Source organism: Pseudomonas sp. Irchel s3b6 (genome assembly GCF_900187415.1).
Classification (GTDB): domain Bacteria; phylum Pseudomonadota; class Gammaproteobacteria; order Pseudomonadales; family Pseudomonadaceae; genus Aquipseudomonas.
This window is the reverse complement of record NZ_FYDM01000003.1, coordinates 196,634-213,970: the sequence shown is the minus strand read 5'-3', so window position 1 is coordinate 213,970 and position 17,337 is coordinate 196,634. Positions and strand designations below refer to the sequence as shown.

The window sequence follows — 17,337 nt, the reverse complement described above, 5'->3', positions numbered from 1 at the left end:
AGACGGCCAGGTGGACATGCCGTGGCCGTCAATCCAGCGCTGTAACCCGCAAAAACTATCCGTAAACCTATTCTCAGGAGAGAGACCTATGCCCAGCAGAAGCTACCAGTCACTGCTCGAATCCGCGCAAGCGACCTATAAAGAGATGAAACGCAGACCAGCGATCCAAGCGTTGGTTAACGACATAAAAAAAATGTTTCGTGATAACGGTAACAAGTGGACTCCCGAAGCGAATGCCAAACAGCGCCAGCTTGAAAAGGCGCTTGAGGCAGATGCCTACGGCCGCTACAGCAACGATAGGCCGACAGCGGTCAGTAGCCTCAACGAGGTTGAACAGCGTGAGTTTGTCGAGTACATGAAGGCATTGGCGGCGCGTGCTGCAATGGTCGATATCAAAGTGCAAGGCAGCGAGGCAATAGCCCTGGCCTCGCAAACGGACAGCGTTCTAGGAAGTGCTGAAGCGTTTCGAGTTCTGCCTAAAGATTTTGCGCAACGGTATGGCACACGATCCAAGGTTGGCGCACGACTGACCATCAACGTCGACAAGGCGTACTTCAACCAGCTGGCCAATGCACTGACCCAATTGTTCAGCGATGAAAACCGCGGCTGGCTTGAGCAGGCCAAGATCATGGGGCCGAAAAACCTGGGCCGCCGCACCGACCAGGCGGTGATTTACCTGTCTGAAGCGGGGGTAGAGCATGCTCGAACCATCGGCAGAAGGCTTGCCGAACTTCTACCGGCGCCGGCCTTTGTCGAACACACTCCCACCGGCATGCTCCGGGTGGACAAAGGCATTGCCTACTCCGAGACGGCGCAAGGGGAGTCGAGCAGCCATGGTCAATCCAGAGCCAGACTGATTGCTGCAGCGGGAGCTGAGGCCTTGCTCACCGATACTCCAATTGAGAAGACTTTGCAGCGTACCCTGCAGAGGCGTGGGTACGATGTACAAGACCCGGCCCTGCTAGCACAAGCTGTACAAGACCGTGCGTTAAAGGGAGGGTTGGTGCCTGTCAGTGGTGGGGCTGAACCCCGCACGGGCAGTCCTGACATCCGACAGTTTGCTTTGGATCCTGTGCTGTTTGCCAAGACCTACACACTCAGCGCCGAGGCTCTACTCAAGTCGGGCCGTCTTCCGGCCCAGGGTTTTGCCCAGTTGGTGAAAGTTGCGCCTAACCTGTATGAAATTGAATACACCGAGCATGGTGATGAAGGCCAGCCAGCCAGCCAAGTCGACAGTGTGGCAGCGTACTTTCTTGGCTTCAATGGTGCGGATCAGGTCAATGCATCCCCTGCCTATGTGGATATTCCCAAGCACGCGGCCCCCGGCAGCTTTCTCTTCACCGCCACGCTTTCAGGCTGTTCGCTGATAGTCACCAGTCTGGATGCAAACACCTATCGGGTGTATCACGACGGCCGGGTCAACAGCTCGACACTCTACGACAACGTGGTGATGGCGATCGACTTCAAGGATTATCAGGTTTCCGGCACTTCTACGGGTTTGGCCGCAGCGTACATGCAGTATGTCAATGGCGAATGGCAGCTGGCTTTTCAGCGTCAGGAGTACGAGGAGAACCAGAGAGTAGATGAGGGACCCCGGCCGAAGCTGCGTGATGGCGAGTCACCCCTTTCGATCCAAGTCGCCGACGACCAAGTGGCGCAGCGCAATCAGGCTCAATTCAGCGCTTACCGGGAAAAGATTCACCAACAACTGAAAAAAGTGGCCGGTCAGTTCGGCGTATCTGCTGAAGGAGTAGCCGATGTTGCCTATACGGACGGCGATTTTTCTTCCGAGCACCCGGCAATTGCAGCATGGATCCACTTGCGCAATGCGATTCAAGTCATTGTCGATTCTGACATCGAAGAGTTGAGATACAAGCGCGTTCAACTCCAGGATGCCCGGCGCACTTCAAGTGACAAAGCCTTGATCGACCAGCAGATCAAGCAGATAAACCTCACTCAGGATTACTACCGTGCGCAATACCAACCACTATTGTTAGAAGCCAGATCTGTCGAGAGAACCTGGCTTTGGCAGCAGATCAAGGAAAAAAAAGGCATCGCCGCGGTGGTGCGAATTGACGACGCTTCAATCCAGGGAGAAGGAGCGTCGCGTGTTGACAGTGTTGGGGAACGTTACTCGATCGCAGAAGCATTTCAGCGCGGGACGCAGGTCCCCGGGTTTGCTGAAGGCTTGCGCAATTTCCGTGATATAGCCATTCCCGGTTTGGGTGACAAGATGTCAGTCCTGGAGATGAAGCGTCTGTTCCTCAAGGGACAGCTTACCCCTGAGCAGCAGGGCGCTCTGAGTGGGCGTATCAGTGTGGCGAGCCAGGCCGAATACATCGATAAAGTGTTAAGTCGAACGGCGAAGTTCAGCGAAGACTTTCATCGTGCCGGCAGTACCTTCGATCGGCTGGTGCCACAGGATTTTTATCTGTCGCTGGTAGGCGACACGTCGGGAGGTCGTTGCTATCCCTTGGTCAGGGCCATGGCGGTGGCGCTGGCAAACGGCGGTGAGTACGGTGTCAATAACCTGGTGGAAAAGCTGTTCCTGGCTGGCGCCGACCCGCAAGGGGCCAGTTCCATATTGCTCAAGAACAGTTTGAGCAGGCTGCACGCCAATGTCGACGCAGTTGAGGCATCAACCGAACTGGGCCATTTCAAAGTGGCCGACGTGGTTGCCCGGCTGGCTGAAACGACCCAAACCTCAATGTTCGCGCTCAACACCCAAGGGCACTCGATGCTGGTGGGGAGCACCATTAGTGCCGAAGGGCGTCGTTACTATTTCTACGACCCGAATGTCGGGATTTTCGCTTTCGACGATACGGCCAGTTTGTCGAAGGCAATGACACAGCACCTGATCGGCCGCAAAATGGCCGCTTTCTACGGCTCGTTCGGCACCCAGTCGGCTCCTGTGTTTAACCTGGTGCAGATCGATGTCGCCAAAATGGCCGAGGTGCCGGTGGGCAACGACCTGTACGTTGCTGACCTGTCACGGGCTGATGAGCTGGTGAGTTCCATTGAGCAGCGGCGACTGGTCGAACGTACGCTCAGTACACAAGCACAGGCTATCGAGGACACCCGGTTGCGCATGGCGTTGGTGACGCTCGATGCCGAGCAGTGGGGCGCCAGATTTGAAGAATCATGCACCCTGCTTGCGCGGGAAGCGGGGCTCGACCATCGCTGGATGCCGGTGATTGCCAATACCGAAGCGCAAGGCGAAGGCCGGTACCGGGTTCAGTTCATCAACCGTGACCAGCCCGAGCAAACCCGCTGGCTGACTACCGAAGATGTCACCTTTATCGAGTTTCGGCGCTTCGTCGACGAAAATCTGCAGCGGCTCAGCCAGCACTTTACCCTCGAGAATGGCCAACTGCGGCCCAAGGGCGTATCCGGTGAGGCCGCACCGGTAGACGGTTTGAACGCAGGTTTTGCGGTGCAGGCATTGATCCATTGGTTTGCAGACAGGAGCCGCAAAGACGCTGCGAGCGGGGGGGCGGCGCCTGATCTTGCTACGGCGCTCAAAGTGCACAGTTACATCAATTTTATCCAGATGGGGCATGGCACCCTCCAGGATGTGGCCAGGGTCACCGAGCTGGTTCGCACGGCACTGCGCGGCGAAGCGGTAGCCGCTGAAGCCACTCTCCAGGACTTTGCCAAAACGCTGGGGCGCACCGCCGATGAAGGCATTGGCGTCCTGTTGGGGGCAGCGATGGTTGGCTTTGATGGGTTTGAGCTGGCTCACGCCGAAAACGATATGCAAAAGGCTGTGTTCGGCACCCAGCTCGCCTTCGACTCGGCAAGCTTCGTGACCAGTATTGCGGGACTCAGCGCCGGCCTGATCGGTGCCTCCACCGCCGCTGCCATGCTCGGTGGGTGTGCTGTGGTCCTGGGTGGGCTTGCGGTCGGCTTTACCGCACTGGCACAGGCATATGGTGTTGTGGCTATGGAAGCCCAAGCGGTGGGCCGCTACTTTGAGGCGCTCGACAGCGCATACAAAGGCCAAGGTTATCGTTATGACGAGCAGAAACAGGTGCTGGTCCCTCTTGCCGGGGCGGTAGTGAAGACCGTCGACCTGCGCAACGGGCAAATCGACTTCGACAGTCAGTACATCTACCGCACGCATCACGGTAATGGCGGTTCTGGAGCAATCAATTACTTCGGGTGGGGCATGCCGGTGATGGTCCGCGATCGCAGTCAGGCGGTCGAGGTGCGCAGTGGCATCGGCTATGGGAGCCACCATCCGCTCGCTCACAGCGATACCAGGGTAGTTATTCTGCCGGGTACGCCCAAGTCCTATATCAGTTACGAATACGAGACACTTCCCGGCACCACCAACCGCCATGACGGCGGCTTTGATGTGATTCGTCGGCTTGAGCAAGACAGACGCTTTGACTACGACTTCTACCTCTTTCCGGGCGAGTACACGATCCGCAAGATTCATCAAGAGTACGTCGATACGCCGGTCGAAGTGCTGCTCGATCAGCGTAACCGGCAACTGGTAGTACCCGAGCTGCCCAATGAGCTGCACGGCTTCCTGCGCTACGAGATCAAGGGCACAGGGGGCGAATACGTAATCGGTTTGAATGAAGGCGTGCGGGTCAAGCTCACCAGCGAAACAGGCAGCATGCCCTCGCGCTGGATCATCGATAGCAGCCAGCTTGCCAGCGATAGCATCAGCGTGTCGAACCAACAGTTGGTGGTCGGTGGTGTTGTGGTCGAGCTCGATCCCGCCCAGAACGGTCGCATACTGTTGGTCAATGCCAAAGGCGAGGTGCGGGAAGTCGATTTTGCCGGCATGACTACCCGGGTGCTGGTGGAGGACGCCAGTAAATGGCAGGTGCCAGGTCATCGTATCGAGCAGCACTTGCGCGACTTGGCCAAGGCTCATCAGATGCAAGGTCAGTACGTTGTGGTGGAGAATTACAGCCACGAGGGACGAAATGTCGGCCGGGCGTTCTATGACGTCGCCAAGGATCGCATGCTGTTCACCAACACTGATATTGAGCAGGCCAGGCATGCTCAGTTGGGGGCCGTTAGTGGCGACTATGCTTATTTTTTTGACGCCGCGAACGCCGCGGCGTGGCGGGTGGACATCGCCAGTGGCAGGATCGATGCGCAGTTCGATCCATGGTTCAACCAGAGCGCGGGCAACATCAGCCGGTTATGGCAAGAGGGGGATGCGGTCTACCTGACGCGCCGCCATTTGCTCAAAGATGGCAGTGAGGCCGAGCTGAGCTACCGGATCCAGGGCGATCGCATGGAGCTGGTCAGCGCGGTGGGTGATGAGGCGCTATTACAGCTCTCGGCGTGCACTGGCCAATATGGCGACGCGGTAAAAACCATGCTCAATGGCTACGCGAGCAATGGCGTGCAGCGCGGCACCCCAGTGTATGGGTTGGGCGCGCGATTGATCGAGCCAACCCCTGCGGCGTTGATGACGGTATTTGGCACCGATGCGGCTGGCGTGGCACACCGCTATTGGATACGAACCAGCGATGGCGCCGTGATCAAACCCAATCTGGCGCCACCCGGGGACACAACCCTGCGTTTCGAAGCGCACGAAACAAGTCGTAGCGCATGGCCTGTTCCCGCTGATCTGGTGTTGGCGGGCAGCATGCCCGGCCTCGATGGCAAGGAGGTGTTCTTTTTCTACAGCAAGGCGCAAAAGGTCCTGTTCCGCCAGGAAGGGCCAGGCCAGGCGGTGCTCGACTCCACCCGCCCGACAGCATTGCGGGTTACCACCCCGGCGCTGGCGAATGTAATCGATTTGAACGGAGTTCTGGTCCTCCTCACCGAGGATGGCCGCCTGGCCCGGGTCGATGCCAAGGGGCAGCTCAGTTACGAGGCCGTCAACGAGCATTGGCTCAAAGGGCGTCAAACCTGGTGGCAAGATCTATCCAGTGTCGCTGGTCGCAGTGCAACCCTGGCGGTGTTTGGCGTCAAGGGCAGTGACGGCAAGAGCGTGTTGCCCGTGTGGTACCACAACGGGCAGGTCGTGGTGGCATCCGCCCCGCTGCATGGCAAGCCTTTGCAGTTTCTGGGATTTGAAGCGGACGGCAGCGCTGCGCGGATTTTCGATCCGGCAAGTGGCAAGCTCTATCGTCAACCTCCTTTGACTCCTGCAGCGCTTGCCGGCGCGTTTGGCACTGACGAGGTACTCGAGGTGTCGGCGCAACTGCCCGCCGCCAGTGAGCTGGTGCCGAATCTGCATCTCAAGGCGGCAGAGCTCAATGACGCGGGATTACGCCTGACCACCGTCAAAGGCGAGATTTTGCTCCGGGACAGCAAGGGTGAATTGCAGCTGGTGGCGGTCGACAAAGGCTGGCAGCAAGATAACCTTGCTCGTTTGCCGCAAGCGCTCAGCGAGCTCGCCAGCCAGTGGCGAGCTACAGGTGTGCTGACTTTGCTGGGGCAGGGCGCGCAAGGGTGGTTCGACGTCAGCAGTGGACAAGTGTTCTCTGGCAAAGGTCTCCCGGTTGCGGAAGATTTGCGTTTCGTGGGAACCGCTGTTGGGCAGAGAGCAGCCTATGTATACAGCCAGACAGACCAGGGGTTGTACCATGTCTGGGCGGGTAATCCGAAGAGGCTCGGCCATTACACCTCTGTCGAGCGCGTTGGTTCGTCGTTGTTGCTGCGGGGCGACGGCTTGCGTGGTAGCCAGGATGATCTGCAGCCGCCACTGATTGACGGTGTCGACAGTGTCGTGCTGCATGGGGGGGCCAACGGCGATACCTACCGCCTCAGCCCGGAAATGTGGTCGCACTACCGCACAGTCGTCATTGATAACGATGACCCGGACCAGGCCCTGGACCGATTGATCATACCGGCAGCCGATGGGGAAAAGCTCCTCGTCAGCCGTCATGATGATGATCTGCTGCTGACTGACTGGGCAGGAGGCACTACCTTGCTCATTCGCAAGGTATTTGGCAGCCAGGCGGCGACGCACCGGCATCTGCAAATCGAGCTGAAAGGTTCCGGGGCGGTGATCAGTATTGATCATCTGGTCGCGGGCTTTACCCGGGTAGGGGCCGATAAAAATGCCCTGTTCGAGCTGGCCTGGGCCAACCAGCAGCCGGAGTCAGTAGAGAGCGCAACCAGTCCCAGCCTGACCAAGTTGAGCGGCGCGATGGCCGCGTTCGCCGACACCGGCGGTGCCCGCGAATATTTGCCGCAAAACCGCCAGGCCGCGCATGGGGCACTGGTGCCTTCGATGTCTTGAGGTAGTACGAGAAACAGCAGGAGGGGCGCAACGCGCCTCCTGCCTCCCACCTTCAGCTTGAATCATTCCTCTTGTAAAAGTTGCCCTGTACATGATCAAACCAATTATTTCGCGACAGCGGGCGCCTATCGTCTGGCTGCTCGCGCTCCTGTTGCAGGTTGAACCGGCTGCAAGCGCTCCTCGGGACTATCCACCTGTGGCCATTCCCAGCGATCTCTGGCGGGTGTACCAAGATGCTCGACAGAACAATTCCGAGCTGGCAGCGGCCCGCGCTGACCAGGCAGCACGGGCTGAGGCCGTGCCTCAAGCCCGTGCCGGCCTGTTGCCTTCGCTGTCGGCCAGTGCCGAGCTCAAAGACCGAACGACGACCTTGCAACAACCGCAGCAGGACATCGGGCGTAGTGGCAGCAGCTACCAGGTGCTACTTAACCAGCCCGTATTGCGCGTCGATCGCTGGTTCAACCTCAAGGCTGCCGAGTCCCAACATCAGCAGGCACTGTTGGAGTTGGAGGTTGCCGAGCAGAAGCTGATACTCGACAGCGCCCAGGTGTATTTCGGCCTGCTTAAAGCCCAGGACGGACTCGCTGCAGGCAAGGCCGAGGAAACCGCCCTCAAGCGTCAGCTGGACCTGGCAGAGAAGGGCTTGCAACTGGGCTTGGCTGACCGTACCGATGTGCTGCAGGCTCAGGCCAGTCATGACAGTGCCCGGGCCAATCGCATTGTTGCGCAGCAGCAGGTGGACAACGCGTTTGAAGCCCTCGATACCTTGACCCATCAGCAGTACACCGCAGTCCAGGGGGTGCGGCATGACATGCCAATCCTGTTACCCGTACCCAACGACGCGAGGCGATGGGTTGATCGCGCAATGCATCAGAACATCGCGCTACGGGTCAGCCAGCGGGCCTTGCAGGTGGCGCAGCAAACGCTGAACGCACGCAAGGCCGGGCATGCGCCGACCGTAGATGCAGTAATGCGCTACCAGATAGGCGACAACGACAACCTCGGCTATGGCAACAGCGGGGTACGGGGCGGTGGCTATGGCGGCAACGCTGAACAGCGCTCGGTTGGTCTGCAACTCGACATTCCGTTGTTCAACGGCGGGCAGACCAGCTCGCAGGTTCGCGAAGCCTATCAACGCATGAGCCAGCGCGAGTCGCTTAACGACAACCTGCGTCGCCAAGTGGTGGAGAACACCCGCAACCTGCATCGTAGTCTCAACAGCAGCGTCGAGAAGATCCAGGCGCGACGCCAGTCGATCATCTCCAACCAGAGCGCGGTGCTGGCGTCACAGCTGGGGTTCCAGGTCGGTACACGTAATATCGTCGATGTGCTGGAAGCCCAGCGTCAGCTCTACAATGCGGTGCGCGAGTACAATAACAGCCGCTACGATTACATTCTCGATACACTGCGCCTCCATCAGTCGGTAGGCACCTTGTCGCCGCAAGACCTGCAGACGCTCTGTGATTTCCTCAAACCGAACTACGACCCCGATCGTGATTTCCTGCCTCCGGAATTTCCGCGTCAGCTGGCCACACGCTAGTGACTTCAGGGCTGCGTGACAGACGCATTTGCCATGCGAGGATGGTTGAGAGGAGGGAGTGGATGTTGTACAGGTTAGTGAAGTTCTTCGACGGTAACAGGTTGTACTATAACGCTCTTGGCGTGCTGATTGCGGTCGGTGGGGGCGTGGCGGTTGGCAACTACTACCGCTTGCAGGTTGAAGATGTCTACCGGGCGGGGATCGAAGCGCAGACGCAGGAGCATGCCGCGGAACTGGAGCAGTGGAAATCCGACGGATTTGCCATTGGCGCGCTGTCGATCCTGGGGCGACACAATCCGATGCTCAAAAGAGTCATTCAGGAACGCAGTCCTTCCATAGAGCTCATGGAGCAGGCGGCGATACCCCTGAGTACGCTGTCGATCGTGGTGGGTGCCAGTCACGCGTTTGTCGCCAATCTGGACGGGGAGATCGTGGCGGTCCATGACTTGCTCAATCCGTCACAGCTGGGCCTGAATGTAGCCTTCCGCCCCTATTTCAATACCGCCCTCAAAGGTGTTAGCAGCGTCTACGGAGCGATAAGTACTGCCACAGGATCGCGCATGTTCTACATGGCAGTACCGATCTACGCATCTCGTACCCGTCAGGACAAGGTGATCGGCGTATTGGTGGCGCGTTTCGATGCCCAAGTGCTGGACAGCGGCTTGAGTAAACAACGCAACGGCGACGTTAAAATGATCCTGTCGTCCAGTGGCGTGGTGCTTGCCGCCAACGCACAGCCGTTGCTGCTCAAGGCCGACCGGGAGTGGTCGCCGGGCGCGTTTATCGGCGCGATCCGCCAGCAATTCGCCGACTATCCATTTCCCGATGGCATACCTGAGAGGTTGCCGTTTGATGCCCATCAGCCTGTGGTCACGCTGGAGGGGCGACGTTATGGCCTGTCCAGAGCCGACTTTGACTGGAGCGACCCTGGAGGCCCCTGGTCGCTTATCACGTTGAGCGATCTGGATTCGATCCTGCCTAATGAACAAATCCTGTTGATCGACGGGGTGAGTGCCGGCCTGTTTTTTCTGCTGTGGTGGGGTGGTCTGCGGCGGCTGGCGGACGCCCGACGACATAATCGCGATGTCGCGTTGATCGAGCAAAGCGAACAACGCCTGGACCTGGCCCTGCAGAGCGGGGCACTTGGCCTGTGGGACTGGAACGTCAGTCTGGGCATCGTCATCAACAATGGTGTCTGGCTGCGTATTCTCGGTTATAGCCAATGCGAACTGGAGTGTACCTTTGGTAATGGCCTGGATCGCTGGGCTCGTCTGATTCATCCGGATGACCTTGAATCGGTCATGGCCAAGCTCAACGCGCACCTGGATAACCAGACTGACGAATACCGCGCTGAATACCGGGTGTGCAATAAAAACGGAGACTGGGTGTGGGTGCTGGATATCGGCAAAGTCATGCAGCGTGACGCCCAAGGTGTCGCGACACGGGTGACTGGAGTGCTGCAGGACATCACCCAGGCTGTCGAGGCTCAGCTGGCGATTGTAGAGAACCAGAGCAAACTCCAGTCGATGATAGCCAATATCCCAGGAGTGGTTTTTCGCAGCCTGCCCAATAGCGCACGCGAGATGATGTTTGTCAGTGATGTCATCGAAGGCTTGAGTGGCTATTCGGCGCAGCATTTTTTGTCCGGCCGAGCCTACCGGGAGCTTGTTCACCCCGACGACCTTGGGATTTTCGACTGCTGCCTGGATGACGGCAGTTATATGCTCGAGTACCGGATCATCACCGCGACGCAGGAGGTGCGCTGGGTCTACGACAAAGGGCAAACCATTGACGTGGACGGGGTACCGCAATACCTGGACGGGGTGATCTTCGACATCACTGAGCGCAAGGCCGGGGAAGCACTGATCAAGCAATCGCGACGCGATGCCGAGCTGGCCACCCAGGCCAAGTCGATGTTTCTCGACAACATGTCCCATGAAATCCGCACACCGTTGAACGCTATTGTCGGTATGTCCCATCTACTCCTGGATATGCCACTGGGGGAGACCCAGCGCGGGTACATCGAGAAGATGGACCGTGCGGCAAAGAATCTGGTCGGGATCATCAACGGCGTACTGGATCTGTCAAAGATCGAAGCTGGCAAGCTGAGCATGGAACACGTGCATTTCGACCTTCCGGAGCTGCTGGATGAGGTGCTTTGCCTGGTACGCCAGCGGGCTGCTGAAAAGGGAATCAGTCTGCGCCTGGAGATACCCTCGTTGATGCCTCGCAGTTATGTGGGCGACCCATTGCGCCTGTCTCAGGTACTGACCAATCTGGTCGACAATTCGATTAAGTTCACTGAAGTCGGTCATGTCTGCATCGGGGTACACCAAGTGCGGCAGTGGAGCGGCAAGGTACTGTTGTGCTTCAGCGTTTCGGACACCGGTATTGGTATCAGTGAAGAGCAGCGCATTCGTCTATTCGATGCCTTTGTCCAGGCTGATCCGTCGATTACCCGACGTTATGGCGGAACCGGTCTGGGGCTGACCATTTCAAAAAAAATCGTACAGATGATGCAAGGCAGCATCTGGATCGATAGCCTGGAGGGAAGGGGGGCGGAGTTCAAATTCACCGTAACGCTGAGCGTGCCACAGTCCCAGGATTTCGAGTTGCCTGCCCTTGTGCAGTACGAGCCCGTCAAGCCAGGCGCTGACTTATCGGCCAGCGTTGTCGCTGGCACGTGCACGGTCAACGATTTTACGCGGTTACTGGAGGGTACCCGGGTTTTGGTGGTTGAGGACAACCCGATGAATCAGGAAGTTCTCGAGGGGCTGCTGCAACGCGCCAAAGTACAAGTAGTGATTGCCAACAACGGTGAAGAGGCCTTGCAACTGTTGCTGCGCGACAGTCACTTCGACGGGATTCTGATGGATTGCCAGATGCCGGTCATGGATGGCTACTGTGCCGCATTAGAAATCCGCCGCCACCCCCATCTGCAGTCCTTGCCGATTATTGCCGTCACTGCCCATACCCTGTTGGACGCCAAGGCGCGTATGTTGGCTGTCGGTATGAATGATCATATCGCCAAACCGTTGGAGGTCAATGAGCTCTACCGCGCTCTGGTACGTTGGATCAAACCCCTGGAAGTTCCGCCTGGCGATCATAAACCGCTTGTACCTCGTGTTGCATCAATGCCGCATTACGATGGCATCGACACAGCAGTCGGGTTATCGGTGGTCAATCATGATGCCGCGCTATACCAAAAACTGTTGTGCAGTTTTCGCGACAGTCATCAGCAGTTCGTCGCGCGCTTGTGGCGCTCGCATGCAATCAAGGATCTTCAGGCCATCAGCTTTCTTGCTCATAGCTTGCGCGGTGCTTCTGGCCACATAGGAGCTCGGGCTGTGCAGCGAGCGGCCGGGCAATTGGAGGATCACTGTGCAGGGTCTACTGACCTGGCTCCGTTGATATGGCGGTTGGCCTACCAGTTGCATTCGGTGTTGGAGAGCCTGGCTGATCTGGGGCAGGGGCCGGTGCTGTGTTTGGTGGATGAAGACGAAGACCAAAGCCGTCTCTTGATGGTAAAACTGGAGCGCCTGGCCACGCTGTTGCGCGATCAAAACGCGCAAGCGCTGAGCATGGTCGATGAACTTTGCGAGCAGGGTGCCTGCAGTGCTCTGCTGGCTATCCAGGAGAGTGTCTATTGTCTGGAATTTCAGCAGGCCTATGACCTGCTGATAGCTCATCGAGCGTCACAGACATTGCCGGTGGATTGAGCCAGGCGGAGTAGTGAGACATTCGTTCGTTGCACTGGTCGGTGAGACTGTGATGCAAGGCCCGGAGCGATTCGGTGATTTGCGACCGGTGCGACACCACCAGGTTCAGTGGGGCTTGCTCGCCCTGCCAGCCGGGCAGCAATGCGAGCAATCGGCCGGCGAGTAAGTCGTCGATGACACTCAATAGGGGCAAGTAAGCCACACCATAACCGGCTATCGCCCAGCGCCGCACAGCGTCGCCGTCGTCACAGCAAAAATGCCCTTGCACCTGAACAACTTCGATCTGCCCAGACTTATGGAAGCGCCAATGATTTTCCGCTCTGCCACTACGGGTGCTGATGATGCACTCATGTTCACTCAGATGTTGCGGTGTGCTGGGCAGGGGATGCTCAGAGAGATAGGTGGGGCCAGCACAGACGATGAAGTAATGCTGTTTCAAAACGGGTAGCTCGACGAGATCCAGTGAGAGGCTTTTACCAAATCGCAGGGCCGCGTCGAACTTGCCCGTGAGCAGATTCTCCTCATTGTCGCTAAGCGCCAGCTTGATAAACAGTCGCGGCCTGCTCCGCTTGAGTTGCGCGAACACATCGAGTAGCAGGTTCCTGCCCAGGTCGGAGGGCACCGTGAGTTCCAGCATGCCGTCATCATGGGTCAGCGAGCGTTTGCCATCAGCCAGAATTTTCAGGGCGTGTCGCGCACTCTCAAGGTAACGCAGGCCTTCGGGGGTGAGTTTCATGGTGCGAGTGGAGCGGGTGAACAATCGTACACCCAATCGGTTTTCCAGGCGCTTGAGCGCCAGGCTGGCAGCAGCGGGTGTGATGGACATCGCACGAGCGGCAGGCGACAGGCCTTGACAGTCGGCGATCAACACAAACAGTTCAAGATCTCCAAGGTTAGCCATACTTCAATGCTCGCTGTGCAGGCCGAGGAAAGTGTACGTCGACCTCAGCAAGGCTGCGGACAACGACTCTTGATCGCAAGCCAAGTACTGCAAAAAACTGGGTTGCTCGACCATTTTTTTGAATGCCTGCACATGCCGGTAGTGAATGTCCGGCCCGGGTTGAAGCAATTCCAGGTGGTAAGTCAGAGCCAGCGCAAAAAGGTGAGTCGACAGCGGCAGGTCAATCGTTTGATGGCTGACGTCTCCCTTGAGCAGAGCCTCTGCCCGGGTGATCTCCCAGGCGAGGTTAAGGATTCGGTCCTCTGGGTCGGCAAAGCTGAGAACTTCCTCTATCAATACCCTGCTGTGGGCCAAGGCCTGAATTACAGGGGCATTAAACTGATTGAGGCCCATCAGCGCCAGGCAGGCGGCACTGCGTAATGTGCTCGGATCGTTCTCCGCCACAGCGCTGTCCGATAGGATCGACAGGGTATCGAGCAGCGCGTCGAGCTGGATGAGCGGGTTATGTTTCAGCTGCAGTGACAGTGCACTGATGAAACCGTCACGCATGCCATTGCCGGCTGAAGGGGCGCTGGCGGGTTGAAGGTTATGCAGGAGTTTGTTCCGGTAACTTAGTTGTGCCGATACCCGGGCCAGCACCACCGGAGGCGAAATTGGTTTGGCGATGTAATCGACGGCGCCTAATAACAGACCCAGGCGTTCATCTTCAACGCTGCTGCGTGAGGTCAGGAAGATGACTGGAATGCTGGTCGTTGCGGGATGGCGCTTGAGTTCGCTGAGCACCTGGAAGCCGTCCATTCCGGGCATCATGATGTCGAGGATGATCAGGTCGGGGCAGGCGCTACGGGCCAAGGCGATACCTTGCTCGCTATGCTTGGCCAGCAGCACTTCATACTCAGAGGTCAAGGTCTTCGAGAGCACGATCAGTGATTGCGGATCGTCGTCGATGGCCAGGAGCGTATAAGGCTTGGAGGCGTGCTCTGAGTGCATGAAGAAGCGTCTCTGCAAAGTAGGGCGAGGGCGACAGTTTATCTCAATTGACTAATTGGTACCTTGGCAGGCAGTAGTGGATGTACGGCGCTTCACGGAACGCACTTAATTTAACATAATATACATTATGCGAAGTTGTATCTATCCGTGCCAGGGTCAGTGGAGGTCAGATTTCAAGGCTGGAAATCCCTCTCTTGGCCAATCCTTGTTCTGACGCCATCCGCCTTGAACATTTCACTCATTCTGCGCGGATCACTGAATGTTTGCTTTGCGGCATAATCACAGTCTTTGCACTGCACACGCCACAATGGAATGACAAATGATAAGAGCATTTGAACATCGCGACATGGAACGTATTCTGGAAATCTGGCTGAGTGCATCGATCAAGGCCCATGACTTTATCGATGCGTCTTACTGGCAATCCCATACAGAGACGATGCGTGACGTTTACATCCCGGCATCAGAGACCTATGTCATTGAGGACCAATCCGGGGTTCTGGGGTTTTGTTCTTTGCTGGGCAATCAACTGGCTGCGTTGTTTGTTGATCCCGGCCATCAAGGTAAAGGCCTGGGCAAGCAGTTGCTCGAGCACGCGAAAAAGCTTCGTGACGAGTTGATCCTGGCGGTTTACAAGGAAAACACGCCCAGTTTCGCCTTTTACCAGTCGCAAGGCTTTGAGGTGATCAAGGAGCAAGTTGATGATCAAACGGGCCATGGCGAGTATCTGATGGCGTACAAGGGTTGATCTTCCCGCAGCCCTTGCTGACGGCTATCAACACCCTGTATTTGCCCACCGCATTGCAATGCTCGGCCGACTATTCAGCGGATATTGAAGCCCGAGAATATGGCGGGTTCCGCTTCACGCTTGATGATCGCCAGATAGTCTTTCGGGTTGCCAAAATCACGCCGACAAAGGTCGGTGCAAATTCAAAGGTGGCAAGTCGAGTATTTTGTGCCTGTTACCCCCTTTGAACTGACCTCTGCAGTGCGTGTTCGCGCCCTTTTCCACTGTATGCCGTGACAGCCTTTCTTATAATCTCTAGACATAACTCAACTAAATAGTCATTTAGTTGAGTTATGCTTGGGACGTTCAGCAGGAACTAGAGACCGTCGTTGCACCAATCACATTCGATGAATGCAGAACTCGCGTCTTCTGGGGACAGCCATGACTACTTGATCTAGCGGCGCTGCCCCCCCTCGATGGCCGGCGTAATTGAAGCCGTGACCGGATCATGGGGTGCACTGCTGCTCAACGTCGGTTTGATCATTTCAGTAGGCGGCGCCCTGCTCGCCTGGACACTGCTGGCGACGGAGAAACCAGGGCCTTCGCTCTATTCTTTCAGGGTGGACTGATAGATGGGCTGTCTGCAGCCACCTTCATCCAAGAGGAGTGTAAAAATGAGCAATTCCGTGAAAAAAAGGCCGTGACTAACGACGACAAAGCCAGTGATCACTCAGTAGCCACTGATCTTTGGCGCCCCTGGAAAAACTCCGGCAACAGGTTGATCACCTGTTCGAAGACTTCAACCACCGCTCAAACCTATCACCCGTCAGCCGTGGTTTGTTTGATGTAGGTGATATCCCCATAAACATCACCATGCCGCTGTAGGGGTAGCGCCCAATCGTACCGAGCACGTTATCGTTCTGGTCGTACATGTCATCCCCGTCCAATCTATAAAAATTCCCACCTCGCAGATAAGAGTGATACTTACCGTTAGCGAACTCTCCGATTGGATTAAGTGAGCCTCGGCGCAAATTGACGTAATTCAGCCCCAAGCTGAAGTCTGTATCGATTTGACTTCTCATACATTCCTTCAGATGATTTTTGAGCCTCCATTGTACCTTGTTTTCGACTTGTATTCCGGAGTCAACCTTTGGGTTCACCCTGTGTTAAAAAAGTTAAAATCCTGTTATTTTGCTATAATCTACTGATTAATATTCGATTATTCCTACCGAGCAAATTATTTAACCGTTTTTATGTAGTGCCGCCAAATTTTTCCGGCATCGGCTCAAACGCCGGAGTCTTGGCGGCGTTTACGCAAATATTACCGTCTATCATCAGAATCACTATTCCGACAGCTGCCATGTTTCCGGGACGCTGGCTGAATCAGCGTTTGAGTGCCTTCAAGGCTGACACCCGCCGTCAAACCTTGCTGATCGAAGACAAACGCATAGGCATCATCGACCAGGACGACGGTTGGCCCTACTCCTGATCTCGCGTTGTCAGACATCCGGAACACTGCATAGGTGTAGGACTGGGCACCTGCCTGCTGCTCCAGGAACCGAATACTGTTCGATCAAGCCCTGCAAACCGCTCCAAGGCACCGCCTGATCCAGTGACCGTTCGCGGTGCCTTTGCGCTTGCCGGCATACTCAAAGTCGGAGAAACTCATCTGGAGGGCTCGGGGCAGGCGGTGAAGGCTTATTTCAGTACATTTGAGGACTTGTTCGGAGAATCCCTAAAGGAGCTCATCAACTGCGACAGAGTTGGTGTTTTCGTTTCGAAAGCAATGCATTACGAATAGAATTGACCTACAGGAGTCAATTTCTGTGGGGGTGCCATATGAGACGTGACAACGAGCTGATATTTAGAGTTTTGTCGTGCATTGAGTCCGGCCTAGACCCTCTAGGGTCGTCGTATTCGGAAATTCTGCAACAGCTTGAGCACGACTATGGTGTCTCAGGTGATTGTGAGCAGGTCGGCGACCTCCAAAAAATCTTGGAATATCAGCTGGAGATCCTAGAAGATGCGGCGTTCGTGAAGAAATACTCAGCCCACTATGATTCGCCGGATAAAATTTTTTATCGTTTGATGTGGTCCGGACACGAATATCTCGACGACAAAAGAAAGGCTTTTGCTTAGTTTTCGCATTTTACCTCCGGTGTCAGGATAGTGTTGCTTCTGCAATTTTTCCTAAAAAAGCAGATCGGGCCAGAAATCGACAGTTTCGTGCGGTACTACTCAGAA

Annotated in this window: 7 protein-coding genes and 3 pseudogenes; 7 read left to right on the top strand and 3 right to left on the bottom strand. The window is 56.5% G+C overall.

All coding sequences use genetic code 11. The features are described from left to right. Nucleotides 1–88: 88 nt before the first annotated feature. The 3 genes from CKW07_RS07070 (at nt 89) to CKW07_RS07060 (ending at nt 12,478) form a co-directional block, all read left to right on the top strand. On the top strand, nt 89–7,219 hold the full coding sequence (locus tag CKW07_RS07070; protein WP_095144224.1) for a TcdA/TcdB pore-forming domain-containing protein: 7,131 nt from the start codon (nt 89–91) through the stop codon (nt 7,217–7,219). 91 nt (nt 7,220–7,310) lie between these two features. After that, entirely contained in the window at nt 7,311–8,759 is a 1,449-nt protein-coding gene (locus CKW07_RS07065) for a TolC family outer membrane protein (protein ID WP_095144223.1), read from the top strand. A gap of 62 nt (nt 8,760–8,821) precedes the next feature. Next, nucleotides 8,822–12,478: a PAS domain-containing protein gene (locus CKW07_RS07060; protein WP_176465289.1), complete on the top strand. Its 3,657-nt coding sequence runs from the start codon at nt 8,822–8,824 to the stop codon at nt 12,476–12,478. Here the strand turns inward: CKW07_RS07060 and CKW07_RS07055 are convergent. Next, nucleotides 12,387–13,379, bottom strand: a complete 993-nt coding sequence (locus CKW07_RS07055; protein WP_095144222.1) for a LysR family transcriptional regulator — start codon at nt 13,377–13,379, stop codon at nt 12,387–12,389. The genes CKW07_RS07060 and CKW07_RS07055 overlap by 92 nt on opposite strands. 3 nt (nt 13,380–13,382) lie before the next feature. Beyond that, complete coding sequence (locus CKW07_RS07050) at nt 13,383–14,369, bottom strand: two-component system response regulator (RefSeq protein ID WP_095144221.1); 987 nt, start codon at nt 14,367–14,369, stop codon at nt 13,383–13,385. Between the two features lie 319 nt (nt 14,370–14,688). On the opposite strand from CKW07_RS07050, the gene CKW07_RS07045 reads away from it, so the two are divergent. From CKW07_RS07045 to CKW07_RS25680, 3 genes and pseudogenes are all read left to right on the top strand, one after another. Next, a complete protein-coding gene (locus CKW07_RS07045) occupies nt 14,689–15,114 on the top strand; it encodes an N-acetyltransferase (RefSeq protein ID WP_095144220.1) in 426 nt (141 codons plus the stop codon). A gap of 449 nt (nt 15,115–15,563) precedes the next feature. Next, a pseudogene (locus CKW07_RS25685) lies at nt 15,564–15,683 on the top strand (hypothetical protein); the annotation flags it as partial. 84 nt (nt 15,684–15,767) lie between these two features. Continuing rightward, nucleotides 15,768–15,942 (top strand): annotated as a pseudogene (locus tag CKW07_RS25680) (Hsp20/alpha crystallin family protein); the annotation flags it as partial. Between the two features lie 472 nt (nt 15,943–16,414). Here CKW07_RS25680 and CKW07_RS25675 read toward each other — a convergent pair. Further along, nucleotides 16,415–16,662, bottom strand: a pseudogene (locus tag CKW07_RS25675) (hypothetical protein); the annotation flags it as partial. A gap of 270 nt (nt 16,663–16,932) precedes the next feature. Here CKW07_RS25675 and CKW07_RS07020 point away from each other — a divergent pair. Then, complete coding sequence (locus CKW07_RS07020) at nt 16,933–17,232, top strand: hypothetical protein (protein ID WP_095144217.1); 300 nt, start codon at nt 16,933–16,935, stop codon at nt 17,230–17,232. Nucleotides 17,233–17,337: the final 105 nt, after the last annotated feature.